This window comes from Variovorax ginsengisoli (assembly GCF_030486595.1).
Lineage (GTDB): Bacteria > Pseudomonadota > Gammaproteobacteria > Burkholderiales > Burkholderiaceae_C > Variovorax > Variovorax ginsengisoli_B.
Map to the genome: position 1 here is coordinate 80,620 of NZ_JAUJZH010000024.1, position 16,678 is coordinate 97,297.

Consider the following 16,678-nt stretch of genomic DNA (forward strand, 5'->3'; position numbering starts at 1 on the left):
CGCCTTTCATGCTCACCGCCAACAAACTCATGCCCCAGGGCGGCGGCCTCGCGGCCGTCCTGCTCAAGCGCGCCGCCACGGTCGAACTCGACTGGGACGTGCGCCAGAAAAGCCGCTTCGACACCACCGATTCGCAAGGCCGCCAGATCGGCGTGTTCCTGCCGCGCGGCACCGCCGTGCGCGGCGGCGACGTGCTGGTGGCCGAGGACGGCTCGCTGGTCAAGGTCGTCGCTGCGCCGCAGCCGGTGCTGGTCATCACGCACTGCAGCGAACACGGCACGCCCTTCGACCTGATGCGCGCGGCCTACCACCTGGGCAACCGGCACGTGCCGATCGAGCTCAAGCCCGACCACCTGAAGATCGAGCCCGACCACGTGCTGGCCGCCATGCTGCGTTCGATGCACCTGATCGTGCGTGAAGCCGAGGAAGCCTTCGAGCCCGAAGGCGGTGCCTACGGGGCGCACGGCGGCGGCCATGGGCATTCGCATGGCGCGGCGCCGGTGGGGCCGGTGATGCATCCGGATGCGTATTCGGGGTCGCCGGCAGGCCACTCGCATGGCCATGACCACGATCACGACCATTCCCACGGCCACTCGCACTGATGGCTGACACGCCGGTCGCCCTGCCCGCCAGCAGCCTGCTGCAGCTGATCTGGCTGGCCTCGCCGGCGCTCCCGGTCGGCGGCTTCTCCTACTCGGAAGGCCTCGAGGCGGCCATCGACGGCGCCGGCATCACGACCGAGGCCGCTGTCTCCGACTGGCTGGCCGACCAGTTGCACCTGGCGCTCGCGCGGGCCGACCTGGCCGTGGTCGCACAGGCCGTCCCGGCCTGGCGGCAATCGGACGCGGCCCGCATCCGCGCACTCAACGACTGGGTGTTCCAGACCCGCGAATCGGCCGAATTCCTGCTGCAGACCGAGCAGATGGGCCGCTCGTTCGTCGAATGGCTCAAGCTGCACCACGCCGACGTCGCCGACGTCTTCGAGCGCTTGCCCGCCAGCTATCCGATCGCCTTCGCCTTCGCCGCCAGCCGCACCGAGGCATCCGCCCGCGATGCCTGCCTGGCCTTCGCCTTCGGCTGGGCCGAGAACATGATCGGCGCCGCGGTCAAGGCGGTGCCGCTCGGCCAGAGCGCCGGGCAGCGCATCCTCGGCCGGCTGGCATCGGAAATTCCCCCAGCGGTCGATCATGCGATCACACTGGCGGATGACGAGCGGCAGGCCTTCTCGCCGATGCTCGCCGTGCTGTCCGCCCGCCACGAAACCCAGTACTCGCGCCTCTTCAGAAGCTAAAGCCAAGGCCCCCCATGTCATCCGCCCTCCACCACATCCCCCACCGCACCAAGAAGCTGCCGCCGCTGCGCGTGGGCATCGGCGGCCCGGTCGGCTCCGGCAAGACCACGCTGCTCGAGATGCTCTGCAAGTCGATGCGCGACAAGTACGACCTGATCGCGATCACCAACGACATCTACACCAAGGAAGACCAGCGCCTGCTGACGGTCGCCGGTGCGCTGCCGGCCGAACGGATCATGGGCGTGGAAACCGGTGGCTGCCCGCACACCGCGATCCGCGAAGATGCATCGATCAACCTCGAGGCCATCGACCGCATGCTGGCCCAGTTCCCCGATGCCGACGTGGTGTTCGTCGAATCGGGCGGCGACAACCTGGCGGCCACCTTCAGCCCCGAGCTGTCCGACCTGACGATCTACGTGATCGACGTCGCCGCCGGCGAGAAGATCCCGCGCAAGGGCGGCCCCGGCATCACCAAGAGCGACCTGTTCGTCATCAACAAGACCGACCTTGCGCCCTATGTCGGTGCCGACCTCGGCGTGATGGAAGCCGACACCCGGCGCATGCGCAAGCAACGCCCCTTCGTGATGACCAACCTCAAGACCCGCAGCGGCCTCGCAGAGGTGGTGTCGTTTATCGAAGAGCGCGGGATGCTGGCCGAAGCCTGATCAGAGCTCGCTCGCGTCCTTGAGCTGGCGCGCCTTGTAGATCAGCCGGACGCTCGCATGGTGCGGGTCGCTGATGCGCTGGGCGTAGACATCGCAGTCGCCCTGGACCCAGGCCGCAGAAGCGCTGCCCGGGTCGTTCGAGCCGAGCTCGGGACCGAAGCTCTGGCGGCCCCAGGCGACGATCTCGGCAAAGGCCGCGGCCCCCAAGTCGGGTGCCGCGGCGGTCGCGGCAACCCACTCCACGCGCCGCAGCTGCCCGCCGGCAAAGAAGAACACCGGCTCGAACGACAGCCCCGCGAGCTGCGTCGGCGCGCCCCGCCAGGCCCCGGCGAGGCCACCGGCTAGGCGCTGCGGACGCTGCACCCGCTCGGCACTGGGCAGCGCCGCCTGCAACTCGTCGGCCGACATGCCGAGCCGCACGCCGGGCGGGAGGGCCTGGGCCGAACCGGCCTGGGCGGCCGACAGCAAGGCGACGGCGGCGAGCGCGCGGACCGGTTTCGACAGGAAGCGATGCATGGGGAATGGGACAGGGAAAAAGCCGGGTATGACTCCGGGCCGGGCGGCAAGTTCAGCCGCGGACCTGCTACGGGATCGCATCAAATTGTGACGTCCGATGTGATTTGGTCCGCATCTTGCTCCTGGATTAGGCCATAGGGCTTGTATCGGAAAGTCACAGGACGCGCGATACTGCCACAACCCGTTACACGTCAGAGCGCCATCATGGCTTCAGAAGCGATCTTCCATCCCGCGACCGGCAGCGTCCAGTTCGCCATTTATCCCGACGGCTACGACGGCGCCCGGATCATTGCCCGGATCGACGAGGAAGCGCTTCACGACCGCTTCCACGCACCCGAAGGCCGTGATGCGGACCTGGTGCAGGCCTACGCGCGCAACGCCGACTCGATCGACGCCCGGGCCACCGCCCGCTACCGAGAGAATCCGGCCCGCGCGATCTGCCTGGGCAGCGAGGACTTCTAGCGGGCACCGCGCTAACAAAAAAACGGCCCCGAGGGGCCGTTTTTCTTTGCCTTCAGGCAGGCTTACTTGCGTGCCTTCTTGGCCGGTGCAGCGACCTTGGGCGCGGCTGCCTTCTTGGCAGGTGCAGCCTTCTTGGCCACCGGCTTCGCGGCGGCCTTGTCGGCCTTGCGCTTGGCGGCCTTGGGGTCGACCGCGGCCTTGAAGGCTGCGCCCGGCACGAACTTCGGCACCTTCTGGGCGGCGATCTTGATCGCTGCGCCAGCCTGGGGGTTGAATCCGGTGCGAGCAGCGCGTGCCACTTGCTTGAAGGTGCCGAAGCCGATCAATTGGACCGGGTCGCCCTTCTTCACTGCCGCGACGATGGAGCCGGTGATGGTTTCCAGGATGCGTGCGGCTTCTGCCTTGCTGACGTTGTGCGTGGTGGCGATCTTCTCGACCAGTTCGATACGGTTCACTTCAAATTTCCTATGGATGGTTTTCGCCATGTTGCCTATGGCGGCGCAGCCTGCGACGCAAGCTGCAAGCGGCGCGGAGTGTAACGTAGGTGTGACCGATGCGTTCTCGCGCGGCCCTCGGCGCGACCCGCGCATCGCCCCGTGTGCCACGCATTCCGAGTGCCGCCGCGGTCGAATTCCGCTGATCCGGCGCAAGAAGCGTCTCGTCGGCGGGCCGCATGGCCTTGCCCGGCAGGCGGGCACCGAACGACGGGCTATCCTCGCGGCACGCCGCTTCCCGGCGAAGAAAAGGATGCACATGACGGCCCCCACGCTCTGGTGGTTGATGACCTTCGCGCTGGTCGCCCTCGAACTGGTGACCGGCACCATCTATGCGCTGCTGGTGGCGATCGGCTTCGCGGTCGGCGCGCTGGCCGCCCACCTCGGCGCGGCGATGCCGACGCAGATCGTCTGCGCCGCCGTGGCCTGCATGGCCTTCGTCGGCGGCTGGTACCTGCGCGCCTCGCGCCGCCCGAAGGCGCGCCTGTCCGACGTCCAGATCGATGTCGGCGAACAGGTCACCGTGCCGGCCTGGAGCGAGGGCCGGACGGCCGAGGTCCGCTACCGCGGCGCCACCTGGCAGGTCAAGCCGGCGTCCGACGGACCGATCGCACCCGGCCTGCACCGAATCGTCGACGTGCAGGGCAATTTCCTGGTCGTCGAACCCATCGGCTGATGCGCCGCCGGCCCGCCTCTCACCACTGAAAGAAAAACCTCATGGAAGTCTCCCTCGTTCTCCTTGTCGTCGCCGTCCTGTTCGTCGCCCGCGCCGTCAAGTTCGTTCCCCAGCAGCATGCCTGGGTGGTCGAGCGCATGGGCAAGTTCCACGCCACGCTGCTGCCGGGCGCCAACTTCCTGGTGCCCTTCATCGACCGCGTGGCCTATCGCCACAGCCTGAAGGAAGTGCCGCTCGACGTCCCGAGCCAGGTCTGCATCACGCGCGACAACACGCAGCTCACGGTCGACGGCATCCTCTATTTCCAGGTCACCGACCCGATGCGCGCGAGCTACGGTTCGTCGAACTACATCACCGCGGTCACGCAGCTGGCGCAGACCTCGCTGCGCAGCGTGATCGGCAAGCTCGAACTCGACAAGACCTTCGAGGAGCGCGACATCATCAACGCCCAGGTGGTGGCCGCGATCGACGAAGCCGCGCTCAACTGGGGCGTCAAGGTGCTGCGCTACGAGATCAAGGACCTGACGCCGCCGAAGGAGATCCTGCACGCGATGCAGTCGCAGATCACGGCCGAGCGCGAGAAGCGCGCACTGATCGCCGCCTCCGAAGGCCGCCGCCAGGAGCAGATCAACATCGCGACCGGCGAGCGCGAGGCCGCCATCGCGCGCTCCGAAGGCGAGAAGCAGGCGGTGGTGAACAAGGCGCAGGGCGAGGCAGCCGCCATCAGCGCCGTGGCCGAAGCCACGGCCGGCGCCATCGCCCGCATCGCCGAGGCGATCGAGAAGCCCGGCGGCCATTCGGCGGTCCAGCTCAAGGTGGCCGAAGAAGCGCTGCAGGCCTTCGGCAAGGTGGCCGACAAGTCGAAGGCGACGCTGATCGTGCCGAGCAACATGACCGAGGTGTCGACGCTGATCAGCTCGGCGATGGCGATGGTCAGGGGCCCGGCCGCCTGAGGAGCCCGCCATGCGTGTCGCCGAACGCGACCAGACGGTCGCCGAAGAAATCATGAACGCGCTGAGCCACGGCCTCGGCCTGCTGCTCGCCATCGCCTCGCTGCCGATCCTGGTCTGGAGCGCCTCGCGGCAAAGTGCGGCGGCGGTGGTCGGTGCCAGCCTCTTCGCGGGCACGATGATCCTGCTGTATGGCGTGTCGACCCTCTACCACGCCCTGCCGCTGGGCCGCGCCAAGGCCTGGTTCAACCGGCTCGACCACGCGGCCATCTACCTGTTCATCGCCGGCAGCTACATGCCGTTCCTGTTCGGCGTGCTGCGCGGGCCCTGGGGCTGGGCGCTTTTCGGCGCCGTCTGCGGCGCCGCCGTGCTGGGCGTGGCCGCCAAGCTCTTCAATCGGCTGCGGCATCCGCTGTGGTCGACCGGCCTGTACGTCGCGATGGGCTGGATGGCGGTGGCGGCCGCGGTGCCGCTCTACGAACGCATGTCGAGCTCGGGACTGGCCTGGCTGGTGGCGGGCGGCCTGGCCTACACGCTCGGCGCCGTGGTGTTCCTGTTCGACAACAAGGTGCGCTTCGCGCATTTCGTCTGGCACCTGTTCGTGCTGGCGGGGAGCGCCTGCCACTTCTTCGCCGCGCTGTGGCATGCCCACGGGTAGGGCCGTGGCCCGGCCCCTGCTCCTTCAAGCTTCGGGGAACTCGAACTCCCGCTGCATCGTCTGCCGGGCGATGCGCCACCCCTCCACGCCACCCACCAGGGACGCCGTGACCACCAGCACCAGCGAGGGCGCCCGGATCAGCGCAGGCGCAGAAGTCGCCGTGCCGCTGTCCTGACGATAGACGGTCAGGTAGCAGCGGGCCTCGGCATGCGTCTCGTCGTGGACGTCCACCAGCAGGTTGGTGAGGACGTGGCGGATCTTCTGGGTGGTCGATCGCGTCTGCAACTCCGCGACGATCGCGGCCCGCCCCTGCAGCAGCTTGCCGGCCCGGTGCCAGGCGCCATCCGGCATGAACAACGCCGCCATCCCTTCGTAGTCCCAGCGATCGAAGAGATCGTAGAAGCGAAGCAGTGCCCGGCTGCACGCCCATTCGTGGAACTGGTGCCGCTCCGGACTCATGGCGTCCCCACCGCGAGCACGATCTTGCCGCTGTGCGCGCTGCTTTCCATCAGCGCATGCGCCGCAGCCGCATCGGCGAGATCGAAGATCCGATGGACCGTCGGCCGAAGCCGCGGATCGGCGAGCTTCGGCCACCAGTTCAGTTCGAGTGCACGCGCGATCGCGGCCTTTTGCGCGACGGTCCGGGGCCGCAGGGTGGAACCCGTCAGCGTGGCGCGCTTGCGCAGGATCGGCACGATGTCGATCTCGGCCCTCGCCCCGCCCATGAAGGCGATCAGCGCGATGCGGCCGTCGAGCGCCAGCGCCGCGAGGTCGCGCTCGAGGTAGCTGCCGCCGACCATGTCGAGGATCACGTCGACGCCACGGCCCTCGGTGAAGTCCATCGCCTCGGCGACGAAGTCCTGCTCGCGGTAGTTGATCACGCGGTGCGCACCGGCCTCCGTGCAGAAGCCGGACTTGTCGCCGCTGCCGACGGTGGCCATCACGCGGGCACCGAAGGCGCTGGCCATCTGGATCGCCGTGGCGCCGATGCCGCCGGCGCCGCCGTGGACCAGGAAGCTCTCGCCGGGCTGCAGCGCCGCACGCGCAAAGACGTTGTCCCAGACCGTGAAGCAGGTCTCGGGCAGAGCGGCCGCTTCTGGCAACGCCATGCCCTCCGGGATCGGCAGGCAATGCGCAGCGGGCACGACGCAGCGCTCCGCATAGCCGCCGCCTGGCGTCAGCGCGCAAACCGCGTCGCCGACCCGCCAGCGCTCCACGCCGGCCCCGAGCGCCGCCACGCGGCCCGAGACTTCGAGCCCGATGATCGGCGAGGCGCCGGACGGCGGCGGATAGCGGCCGATGCGCTGCGCACAATCGGGCCGGTTCACGCCCGCGAAGGCGACGTCGATCAGCAGCTCGCCGGCAGCCGGCGCAGGCGGTTCGCAAGCCGCGAGGCGCAGCACCTCGGGCGGACCGCCGGCGCCATAGTCGACGAAACGCATCGTTTTCATGGCGCGCCTACATCACGCGGGTGAGCCGCTGGGCGCGCCGGGCGATGTCCGCCGCATCCGGAATCAGCGCCGCCTGCAGGTGGGGCGCCGAGGGCATGCGGCAATCCGCGACACCGAGCCGTTCGACCGGCGCGCGCAATTGGCCGAAGAGTGCGCCTTGCACCCGCGCCGCGATCTCGGCGCCGAAGCCGCCGCTCAGGTTGGCCTCGTGGACCACCATCAGGGCCCCGGTCCTGCGCACGCTGGCCAGCAGGGTGTCCCAATCGAAGGGCGCGATCCAGCGGGCATTGACGACCTCGACGGAGACACCCTGCGCCTCGAGCAGCGCGGCCGCTTCGAGCGCTCGCCCGAGCATCGCTCCCCAGCTGACGATCGTGAGGTCGCTGCCGGCCCGCGCCACGTGCGCTCCGCCGACCGCTTCGATCGGGCCGTCGATCGCCACCGATTGCTCGTCGCCGTGATAGAGCCCGCGGTTCTCGATGATCAAGGTGGGGTCGTCGCTGCGGATCGCCGCCAGCAACATCGAATACGCGTCCTGCGCGGTCGCCGGCAGGCCGACGCGCAGTCCGGGCACGTGGGCGAACATGGCCTCGAGATTCTGCGAGTGCTGGGCGCAGGAACCCGGCGTGGCGCCCTGCTGGGTGCGGATCGTCAATGGCGCCGCCAATCGGCCCGCCGACACGTAGCGCACGTTAGCGGCCTGGTTGACGATCTGGTCCATCGCGACCAGGCTGAAATCGATCCACATGATCTCGACGATCGGCCGCAGCCCGCACATCGCGGCGCCGACCGCGGCACCGAGCATCGCGGTCTCGCTGATGGGCGTGTCGAACACGCGCACCGCGCCGGCCTCGTTCTGCAGGTTCTTCGTGACGCCGAAGACGCCACCCGGCTTGGCCAGGTCCTCGCCGTACAGGATGGTGTCGGGCATCTCGGCCAGCGCGCGGCTCAATGCCGCGTTGATGGCCTTGCCGTAGCTCAGCTGTACGCGCTGGACGGATCGGGTCTCGTCATGCATAGAGGTGCTCCCTGACGGTGGCGATGGAGGCCATGGGGGCGGCGAGCGCCGCCGTCGCCGCCGCCTCGATGTGGCCGCGGGCTGCCGCTTCGACGCCGTCGAGTTCCGCCGCCCCGACGCCGGCGGACTGCAGCGCCTCACGCAGGCGCACGATCGGCTCGCGCTTCCTGGCCTCGGCCACTTCGCCCCTGGGCCGATAGCCCTGCATGTCGCCGTAGTAGTGGCCGACCAGCCGCTGGGTCGTCATCTCGATCAGCGCCGGGCCCTTGCCGGCGCGGGCCTGCTGCGCGTGGTGCGCCACGCATTCGCGCACCGCCGCGACGTCGTTGCCGTCGATGCGCACGCCGGGCATGCCGTAGGCGGCCGCGCGCTTGTACAGGTCGGCATCGCGCACCGTGTCGGCGATCGGCGTCAGTTCGGCGTAGCTGTTGTTCTCGCAGACGAAGAGCACCGGCAGGTTCAGGTAGGCGGCGAAATTCATGGCCTCGTGCACGCCGCCCTGGTTCATCGCGCCGTCGCCGAATGCGGTCAGCGCGACCCTGGGCTCGCCCTTCACTCGAGCGGCCAGCGCGGCGCCGCAGGCGATCGGAGCGCCGGCGCCGACGATCGAGTTCTCGCCGTAGAAGCCGTGGTCGGCGGCACTGAACATGGCCGAACCGCCCCGGCCGCGGCAGACGCCGGTCTCGCGCCCCATCAGCTCGGCCAGGATGCCTTCGGCCGGCACGCCGCAGGCCATCGCCCAGCCATGGCCGCGGTAAGTGCTGAAAACGCGGTCCTCGTCGCGCAGCGCGCCGCGCGCGCCGACGTAGATCGATTCCTGGCCGATGCACAGGTGCACCGATCCCTGCACGATCTGCTGCTTGCGCAGCTCGGTGATCTTCTCTTCGAGAAAGCGGATGCGCTGCATCGCCGCGAGGTCGGCGAGCGCGCGGGAGGTCGAATCGTCTTGCATGTCGTCCCAGTTCGAATCAAGCGGCGGGCTGGACGAACTTGGCGGCCAGCGTGTCGGCCCCGCGCACCATCAGACCGAGGTCGGAACCGAGGATCACCATCGTCGCGCCAGCCTCGACGTAGCGCAGGCAATCGGGATCGCCGGCCAGCACGCCGCTGCGCATGCCCAGCGAGCGGGCGCGGCGGATGCCGGACTCGATCGCCGCCACCACCTCCGGATGCCCGGGCTGCCCCATGAAGCCCATGTCGGCCGACAGGTCGGTCGGTCCGAAGAAGACCATGTCTACGCCCTCGACCGCGCAGATCGCATCCAGGTTGCCCATCGCCTCCCGGCTCTCGATCTGGATCAGCATGCAGGTCTGCTGTTGGGCGTCCGCGAAATAGCCCTTGTCGCGGCCATAGCGCGTGACCCGCATGGTGCCGCCCATGCCGCGGATGCCGCCATGCACCGGATAGCGGCTGAAGCGGATCGCCTCGCGGGCCTGCTCGGCATTGGCGATGTTCGGCACCATGATGGCCTGGACGCCGAGGTCCAGGCAGTGCTTGAAGACGCCGAGATCGAGCGACGCCACGCGCACGATGCTGGCCGTCGGGCCGGAAGCCATCGCCGCCAGCTGGGCATGCAGGTGCGGCATCGAACTCGGCGAATGCTCGATGTCGAAGACGATGAAGTCGAAGCCGCTGCCTGCCAGCGCTTCCGCGGTCTGCAGCGCGTTCGAGACGCAGAACAGGCCGTACTGGGGATGGCCGGTTTGCACCAGGCGCTTGAATCGGTTGTCGGTCATGGGTTATTCCGGTGAAATGCCGGCCTGCCGCTGCACCTGGGCCCACAGCGGTCGGTCGGACTTGATCTGCGCCGCCATCTCCTCGGGCGTGCTGCCCGCGATCTCGACGCCGTTCGGGCGGTAGCGCTCGACCAGCGCCGGGTCCTTGAGGATCTCGTTGATCTCCTTCGACAGGCGCTTGACGACGGGCTGCGGCGTCCCGGCCGGCGCCACGATGCCGAACCAGAACGAGGCGTCGAAGCCCGGCACGCCGGACTCGGCCAGGGTCGGCACGTCGGGCGTGCCGCTGGCCCGCCTGGCGCTGGTGACGCCGAGCACCCGCAGCTTGCCGCTGCGCACCAGCGGCAGCGAAGAGGTGCCGGCATCGAAGATCAGCTGGATCTGGCCGCCGAGCAGGTCGGTCACTGCCGGCACGCTGCCCTTGTACGGCACATGCAGCATGTCGACGCCGGTGCGCGCCTTGAACATCTCGCCCGTCAGGTGCAGCGAGCTGCCGCTGCCGATCGAGCCGAACGACAGCTTGCCCGGATGCGCCTTGGCATAGGCGATCAGCTCGGCCACGTTCTTGACCGGCAGGTCGGGATTGACGACCAGGTAGAGCGGCGTGTTGAAGAACATCGACACCGGCGCGAAGTCCTTGGCCGGGTCGTAGGGAAGGCTCTTGTTCGAGCCGACGTTGAGCACCAGGCTAGACAGGCTGCCGAGGAACAGCGTGTAGCCGTCAGGCGCCGACTTGGCCACGGTCTCGGCACCGATGATCTGGCTCGCACCGGGCTTGTTGTCGACGACCACCGGCTGGCCGAGTCGCTGGCTCAGCTGCGCCCCGAGTTCGCGCGCCAGCGTGTCGCCGATGCCGCCCGGCGGATAAGGCACGACCAGCCGTACCGGCTTCGAAGGAAAGGCCTGAGCCGCGGCCCAGGGGCTGAACAGGGCCAGCGAGAGCCAGCACAACGCGCGTGCCAGGCGATGGCGGAGCAGGGTCTGCATCTCAGGTCTCCTTTTGTGTTTGGACGGCATCCGCATCCAGCCCGTAGGCCGCGCCGACATTGCCCTGCGGATCACCGAAGCGTTCGACCATGACCTCCGACAGCGGCTTGGAGCGGTGCGCCACCCAGCCGCCCGAATGCGTGGCATAGGCCTGCGGATGCGCGAGTGCGCGCGGCGCCCTGCCGGCGATCGAGTCGCGCACCTGCTGCAGCAGCAGCTTGCGCAGGCGCACGATGCCGATGTCGGTGGCGCCCAGGTGCTCGCGGGTGCGGTCGACGATGCCGCCCTGGCTGTCCTGGATCGCGGCGTCCTGCTCCGACACGCCGCGGATGCCGGTGAAGCTGCGGTGCTTCTGTTCCTCGCGGTCGATCAGGTAGTCGTTGCGGATATTGCGCAGGGGCACGTAGTGTTCGTCGACCTCGGCATGCACCGTGTGGCCGCCGCGTGCCATCGCGACTTCCTCCTCGGTCAGCGGACGCTCGGGATTCCAGGTGTAGGTGTAGATCCAGCAGCTCGTGTCGCTCACCGGCACGAAGGTCTGGCCGTGGTAGTTCTCGCCCGGGAAGGCGCTCGGCGCCAGGGCATGGTTGGGCAGCAGGTAGTGCGTGATCCGCCAGTAGAGGTCTTCTTCGTCGGCGCGGCGCGCGGCGCCGATCACCAGGCCGCTTTCCATCTCGTCGACGCTGAAGGCCGGCGCGGGGTCGTCGCGCACCCAGCGGAAGCGGTCGTTGCGCACCGCCTGGGCCCCGAGCGCGGCGTGGCGCAGGCGCTCGATGGCCTGCTTCTCGTCCATCTCCTCGGTGCCGAGGATCATGTGAAGGAACGAGAAATGCGCCGTGTCCACCGCGCCTTCGAGGCACTGCAGCCAGTTGCAGTCCTGCCACTTCTTCGACACGTAGCGGTGCGAGGGCGGCACCAGCGCGAAGGCCATCGAGGGCAGCTCGGGCGGCTCGGCCTCGTCGCCCATGTAGGCCCAGACGCAGTCGCCCCATTCGCGGGTCGGATAGGCCTTGATGCGGATGCGCTGCTTGTACGCGGAGCCCGCCGTTGCAGTCGGCATGTCGACGCACTGCCCGCTGACGTCGAACTTCCAGCCGTGGAACACGCAGCGCAGGCCGCACTGCTCGTTGCGCCCGTAGTACAGGTTGGCGCCGCGGTGCGGGCATACCGGCTCGACCAGCCCGACCCGGCCCTCGGTGTCGCGAAAGGCCAGCAGGTCCTCGCCCATCACGGTCACGCGCTTGGGCGCGCAGTCGGGCTCGGGCAGCTCGCGCGACAGCAGCACCGGCACCCAGAAGCGGCGCACCAGGCCGCCCATCGGCGTGCCGGGTCCGGTGCGGGTCAGCAGTTCGTTGTCTTCCTTGCTCATCATGGGCTTGTCTCCTCGCCGAAGCTCTTGGCGCTCGGTCGAATGGAGTGTCGGGGCCGGCCGATCCGCAACAGGTGAGCGATTCAACATATCCGAATGCTGTTTTGACATGCAGAATCCCGAAAAAGACGGAGACATGCACGATGAACAAGGCCGCCAGTGCCTACCAGACCGACCAGGAGCCGGCCGACCTCGAATACGAGGCCGGCGAACACGCGGCGCCCGACGATCGCCAGTTCGCCACCACGCTCGCCCGCGGCCTCGACATCCTGCGCTGCTTCACGCCGGTGAAGCCGGTGCTCGGCAACAAGGAACTGGCAGACCGGGTGGGCCTTTCGCGCCCGACGATCTCGCGCTTCACCTACACCTTGAGCAAGCTGGGCTACCTGCGCACCGACGCGCCTTCGGGCAAGTACCGGCTCGGTCCGGCCGTGATCTCTCTGGGCTACCCCTTGCTGGCTTCGATCACCTTGCGCCAGCTGGCCCGGCCGCTCATGAACGAACTGGCCAGCGCGCTGCGCTGCTCGGTCTCGATGGGCATCCGCGACCGATTGAGCATCGTCTATGTCGAGACCAGCCGCTCGATGGCGACGCAGGGCGCGCAGCTCTCCGACATCGGCCTGCGCTATCCGATCGCTTCGACCGCCATCGGCCATGCCTACGTGGCGGGTTGCGACGCGGCCACGCGGCAGTCATTGCTGAACGAGATCCGCGTTCGCACGCCGGCCATCTGGCAGGCTTGCGAACAGCGGCTCGGCCAGGCACAGGAAGAGTTCGCGAAGAAGGGTTTCTGCAGCGCCTACGGTGAACAGCACCCGGACTATCACGCGGTGGGCGTGCCGATGGGCCGCCTGGTCGATGGCGAACTGATCGTCTTCAACTGCGTCGGACCGGTCCACCTCACGACCCGCAGCAGCATGGAGACGCTGATCGGGCCGAAACTCGTGGCGATGGTGGATCAGCTGCGCCACGCGGCGCGGATCGCTTGACGATCCGGGCGCATCTTCAAAGCCAATCGAGTTCCCCAGTCGTCCATGCGGATGCATCCGCATCCAGCACCGCGGCGAGCGACTGCGTCTCGGGCAGCAGCCGCTCGAAGTAGAAGCGCGCGGTGGCCAGCTTGGCGCGGTAGATCGGATCGCCGTCCGGCGACTGGCGGGCCCGCGCCAACGCCGCCATGCGCGCCCACATCCAGGCCAGTGCGACATGGCCGATCAAGCGCAGGAACGGCATCGCGGCGGCGCCGGCCGCGTTGGGATCGGCGCCCGCCCGCTCGATCTGATCACGCGCCGCGCGACGGGCCAGCGCCACCACGTCGCTCAGGGGCTCGGCGAACCCGCGCAGGCCATCGTCCTGCGCCTGTGCGAACTGCTCGACCTCGTCCAGGAACAGGCCAAGCCCCGCGCCCCCATCGGCCAGCACCTTGCGACCCAGCAGGTCCATCGCCTGGATGCCGTTGGCCCCTTCGTACAGCGGGATGATCCGCGCATCGCGCAGATGCTGTTCGACGCCGTTGTCGGCGATGAAGCCATGGCCGCCGAAGACCTGCATCGCCATGCTGGTGCATTCGACCGCAAGCTCGCTCGAGAAGGCCTTGACGATCGGCGTCGCCAGCGCAAGCAGCTTCGCGGCGCGCTCGCGCTCCTTCGGGTCCGCGCCGCGATGCTGGACATCAGCCAGCTGCGAGGCCCAGAGCGCGAAGGCTCGCGTGCCCTCCACATACGCCTTCTGGGTCAGCAGCATGCGCCGGACGTCGGCGTGGGCGACGATGGGGTCCGCCGGGCCGCTGCGCGCGGCCATGGTCGGCGCCCTCCCCTGCGTGCGGTCCCGGGCATAGCCCAGCGCCTTCTGGTAGGCCGCGTCCATCAACCCGATCGCATTGACGCCGACCACGATGCGCGCGTGGTTCATCATCACGAACATCGCCGCCAGGCCGCGGTTGGCCTCGCCGAGCAGCCAGCCGGTGGCGCCCTCGAAGTTCATGGTGCAGGTGGCATTGCCGTGGATGCCCATCTTGTGCTCGATCGAGCCGCAGGCCAGCGCATTGCGCTCGCCGACGCCGCCCGCGGCCGTCGGCAGGAACTTCGGCACGATGAACAGCGAGATCCCCTTCACGCCCGGCGGCGCATCGGGCAGCCGCGCCAGCACCAGGTGCACGATGTTGTCGGTCAGGTCTTGCTCGCCGCCCGAGATGAAGATCTTGGTGCCGGTGACCGCGTAGCTGCCGTCGGCCCGCGGCTGGGCCCGCGTGCGCAGCAGGCCCAGGTCGGTGCCCGCATGCGGCTCGGTCAGGCACATGGTGCCGGCCCATTCACCCGAGGCGATGCGCGGCAGGTAGAGCGCCTGCTGGGCCGGGTCGCCATTCGTCGCCAGGCAGGTGTACGCGGCGTGCGACATGCCCGGATAGGCCGCCCAGCCCATGTTGGCGCCGCAGAACATCTCGTAGAGCGCGTTGTCGAGCACCGAGGGCATGCCCTGCCCGCCGTGCACCGGGTCGCAGGCCAGCGCGGTCCAGCCGCCGGCGCAGAAGCGCTCGTAGGCCTCGCGGAATCCCGCTGGCGTCTGGACGACGCCCGGGGCCGGCATGCGGCAGCCCTCGCGGTCGCCGCTGCCGTTGAGCGGCGCGATCACTTCCGCCGCGAAGGTGCCGGCGGCGTCGAGGATCTGGTCGAGGGTCTCGCGGTCGAGCGCTTCGCCGCCGTCGGCGGGCGAAGTGGCGCAGACACCGAGCAACTCATGCAGCACGAAGCGCAGGTCGCGCAGCGGGGCGGTATAGCCGATCATGGCTGGCGCAACTCGCGACGCAGGATCTTGCCGACCGTCGACTTCGGCAGCGCCTCCAGGAAGCTGATCTGCCGCGGCACCTTGTACCCCGCCAGGTTGGCGCGGCAGTGCGCCTCGACCTCGCCGGCCGTCAGCGCCGCGCTGCGCCGGACCACGAACAGGTGCGGCGCCTCGCCCGAGCGCGCGTCGGGCTGGCCGATGCAGGCGCACTCGACCACGCCCTCGTGCATCGCGACCACGGCTTCGATCTCGTTCGGATAGACGTTGAAGCCCGACACCAGGATCATGTCCTTCTTGCGGTCGACGATGGTCATGGCGCCGCTGGCATCGGCCACCACCACATCGCCGGTGCGGAAGAAGCCGTCCTCGGTCAGCGCCTTGCGGGTGTCCTCCTCACGCTGCCAGTAGCCCGCGAACAGCTGCGGGCCCTTCAGCCACAGCTCGCCCGGCGTGCCGTCGGGCACCGGCCGGCCGTCGTCGTCGACGATGCGGGCATCGGTCGACGGCACCGGGATGCCGATCGAGCCGTTGCGCCCGGGCGGATTGAAGGTCGCTGCCGGAGAGGTCTCGGTGAGTCCGTAGGCCTCGGTGATCGGCGGTCCCCCCGCCGCATGCCAGCGCTGCGACACCGCCTGCTGAATCGAGGCGCCGGCGCCGATCACGAGCCCGGTGCCGCTGAAATCGACCGACGACAGCGCGGGCGCGTTGACCAGCGCATTGAACAGCGTGTTGACGCCGATGAAGACCAGGAACGGCGCGCGCTTCATCTCCGCGATCACCGCGCCCGGATCGCGCGGATTCGCGATCAGCCGCATCACGCCGCCGAGCTGGAAGGTGATCAGCGACATCTGGAGCGGGTAGATGTGATAGAGCGGCAGCGGGGCCACCATCGACCAGGCGCGCGTGTCGATCGCGAGCCGGATCCAGCTCAGCGACTGCAGCACACCGGCGCCGACGCTGCGGTGCGTCAGCACCGCGCCCTTCGACAGGCCGGTGGTGCCGCCCGTGTACTGCAGGAAGGCCGCATCGGCCGGGGCGATTCGAACGACCGGCATCGGCAGCGCGCCGGCACGTGCGATCGCGGTGACCAGCGTCATGCGCGGCGCCGGATCGCTGGCCGCGCCCTCATCGGCCGCGATCGCGGCCAGCAGCCCCGCGGCCGGCGCCGTGAGGATCTGCTCGACGCCCGCTTCGAGGATCACGCCTTCGAGCGCCTCGCGCAGCGCCTCGGCCAGCACGATGCAGCGCACGCCCGCATCGGCGAGCTGGTGGGCCAGTTCGCGCGGCGTGTAGAGCGGATTCACCGGCACGCCGACCAGGCCGCTGCGCAGGATCGCGGTCATGGCGATCGGGAACGCGAGCCCGTTGGGCAGCATCAGCGCGACGCGGTCGCCCTGGCGCAGGCCGGCCTCGGCGAAGTGCGCCGCGAGCCGGGTCGACAGGCGGCCTAGCTCGGCATAGGTCAGGGCTTCGTCGCCGGCCGTGACCGCGATGCGCTCAGCGAACGATGCGATCGCGCGGTCGAGCATCGCCGCCAGCGTCTCGCCAGGGGGCAGGTCGATCTCGTTGGCCAGTCCGGGCGGATAGGCCGCATGCCAGCGTCGTGGTTCCATGGTGTCTC

19 protein-coding genes are annotated in these 16,678 nt (G+C 69.2%); 8 read left to right on the forward strand and 11 right to left on the reverse strand.

The annotated features are described in order from the left end of the window. The first annotated feature begins 8 nt into the window (after positions 1 to 8). Genes ureE through ureG form a run of 3 tightly spaced genes read left to right on the forward strand, consistent with a single transcriptional unit; the run spans position 9 to position 1,956 of the window. The gene (gene ureE, locus QZH52_RS27465; RefSeq protein WP_301813911.1) at positions 9 to 602 is read left to right on the forward strand and encodes an urease accessory protein UreE; all 594 of its coding nucleotides are present in this window, start codon (positions 9 to 11) and stop codon (positions 600 to 602) included. Continuing rightward, entirely contained in the window at positions 602 to 1,291 is a 690-nt protein-coding gene (locus tag QZH52_RS27470) for an urease accessory protein UreF (protein ID WP_301813912.1), read from the forward strand. Before ureE ends, QZH52_RS27470 begins: the two co-directional genes overlap by 1 nt. 14 nt (positions 1,292 to 1,305) lie before the next feature. Next, entirely contained in the window at positions 1,306 to 1,956 is a 651-nt protein-coding gene (gene ureG / locus QZH52_RS27475; protein WP_286524999.1) for an urease accessory protein UreG, read from the forward strand. Here ureG and QZH52_RS27480 read toward each other — a convergent pair whose 3' ends face one another. Continuing rightward, positions 1,957 to 2,472 (reverse strand): hypothetical protein, encoded by a 516-nt coding sequence (locus QZH52_RS27480; protein ID WP_301813914.1) that lies wholly within the window; start codon positions 2,470 to 2,472, stop codon positions 1,957 to 1,959. A gap of 204 nt (positions 2,473 to 2,676) precedes the next feature. Between QZH52_RS27480 and QZH52_RS27485 the strand changes: the two genes are divergently transcribed. Further along, a complete protein-coding gene (locus tag QZH52_RS27485) occupies positions 2,677 to 2,934 on the forward strand; it encodes a DUF1488 family protein (RefSeq protein WP_286534491.1) in 258 nt (85 codons plus the stop codon). Between the two features lie 62 nt (positions 2,935 to 2,996). Here QZH52_RS27485 and QZH52_RS27490 read toward each other — a convergent pair whose 3' ends face one another. Next, a complete protein-coding gene (locus QZH52_RS27490) occupies positions 2,997 to 3,419 on the reverse strand; it encodes an HU family DNA-binding protein (RefSeq protein ID WP_301813959.1) in 423 nt (140 codons plus the stop codon). A gap of 268 nt (positions 3,420 to 3,687) precedes the next feature. On the opposite strand from QZH52_RS27490, the gene QZH52_RS27495 reads away from it, so the two are divergent. The 3 genes from QZH52_RS27495 to trhA are packed head-to-tail and all read left to right on the forward strand — an operon-like array spanning position 3,688 to position 5,712. Further along, positions 3,688 to 4,104 (forward strand): NfeD family protein, encoded by a 417-nt coding sequence (locus QZH52_RS27495; RefSeq protein ID WP_301813915.1) that lies wholly within the window; start codon positions 3,688 to 3,690, stop codon positions 4,102 to 4,104. Positions 4,105 to 4,145: 41 nt separating this feature from the next. Then, a complete protein-coding gene (locus QZH52_RS27500; protein WP_301813916.1) occupies positions 4,146 to 5,057 on the forward strand; it encodes an SPFH domain-containing protein in 912 nt (303 codons plus the stop codon). A 10-nt stretch (positions 5,058 to 5,067) separates the two neighbouring features. After that, positions 5,068 to 5,712 carry a PAQR family membrane homeostasis protein TrhA gene (gene trhA, locus QZH52_RS27505; protein ID WP_301813917.1) on the forward strand — a complete coding sequence of 215 codons (645 nt, stop codon included), beginning with the start codon at positions 5,068 to 5,070 and terminating at the stop codon, positions 5,710 to 5,712. A gap of 24 nt (positions 5,713 to 5,736) precedes the next feature. On the opposite strand, the gene QZH52_RS27510 is transcribed toward trhA, so the two are convergent. The 7 genes from QZH52_RS27510 to QZH52_RS27540 are packed head-to-tail and all read right to left on the reverse strand — an operon-like array spanning position 5,737 to position 12,276. After that, on the reverse strand, positions 5,737 to 6,171 hold the full coding sequence (locus QZH52_RS27510; protein ID WP_301813919.1) for a nuclear transport factor 2 family protein: 435 nt from the start codon (positions 6,169 to 6,171) through the stop codon (positions 5,737 to 5,739). Beyond that, positions 6,168 to 7,154 (reverse strand): NAD(P)H-quinone oxidoreductase, encoded by a 987-nt coding sequence (locus QZH52_RS27515; protein WP_436411640.1) that lies wholly within the window; start codon positions 7,152 to 7,154, stop codon positions 6,168 to 6,170. The genes QZH52_RS27510 and QZH52_RS27515 overlap by 4 nt, the downstream gene beginning before the upstream one ends. A gap of 16 nt (positions 7,155 to 7,170) precedes the next feature. Continuing rightward, on the reverse strand, positions 7,171 to 8,181 hold the full coding sequence (locus QZH52_RS27520; protein ID WP_301813922.1) for an alpha-ketoacid dehydrogenase subunit beta: 1,011 nt from the start codon (positions 8,179 to 8,181) through the stop codon (positions 7,171 to 7,173). Then, positions 8,174 to 9,133: a thiamine pyrophosphate-dependent dehydrogenase E1 component subunit alpha gene (locus tag QZH52_RS27525; protein WP_301813923.1), complete on the reverse strand. Its 960-nt coding sequence runs from the start codon at positions 9,131 to 9,133 to the stop codon at positions 8,174 to 8,176. Before QZH52_RS27525 ends, QZH52_RS27520 begins: the two co-directional genes overlap by 8 nt. A 16-nt stretch (positions 9,134 to 9,149) precedes the next feature. After that, positions 9,150 to 9,917: an HpcH/HpaI aldolase family protein gene (locus QZH52_RS27530; protein ID WP_301813925.1), complete on the reverse strand. Its 768-nt coding sequence runs from the start codon at positions 9,915 to 9,917 to the stop codon at positions 9,150 to 9,152. Positions 9,918 to 9,920: 3 nt separating this feature from the next. Beyond that, positions 9,921 to 10,904 (reverse strand): Bug family tripartite tricarboxylate transporter substrate binding protein, encoded by a 984-nt coding sequence (locus QZH52_RS27535; protein WP_301813926.1) that lies wholly within the window; start codon positions 10,902 to 10,904, stop codon positions 9,921 to 9,923. Between the two features lies 1 nt (position 10,905). Further along, positions 10,906 to 12,276, reverse strand: a complete 1,371-nt coding sequence (locus tag QZH52_RS27540) for a Rieske 2Fe-2S domain-containing protein (RefSeq protein ID WP_301813927.1) — start codon at positions 12,274 to 12,276, stop codon at positions 10,906 to 10,908. Between the two features lie 140 nt (positions 12,277 to 12,416). Between QZH52_RS27540 and QZH52_RS27545 the strand changes: the two genes are divergently transcribed. Next, positions 12,417 to 13,262: an IclR family transcriptional regulator gene (locus QZH52_RS27545; protein WP_301813928.1), complete on the forward strand. Its 846-nt coding sequence runs from the start codon at positions 12,417 to 12,419 to the stop codon at positions 13,260 to 13,262. A gap of 16 nt (positions 13,263 to 13,278) precedes the next feature. On the opposite strand, the gene QZH52_RS27550 is transcribed toward QZH52_RS27545, so the two are convergent. Beyond that, entirely contained in the window at positions 13,279 to 15,057 is a 1,779-nt protein-coding gene (locus QZH52_RS27550; protein ID WP_301813929.1) for an acyl-CoA dehydrogenase, read from the reverse strand. Beyond that, positions 15,054 to 16,670: an AMP-binding protein gene (locus QZH52_RS27555; RefSeq protein WP_301813930.1), complete on the reverse strand. Its 1,617-nt coding sequence runs from the start codon at positions 16,668 to 16,670 to the stop codon at positions 15,054 to 15,056. Before QZH52_RS27555 ends, QZH52_RS27550 begins: the two co-directional genes overlap by 4 nt. Positions 16,671 to 16,678: the final 8 nt, after the last annotated feature.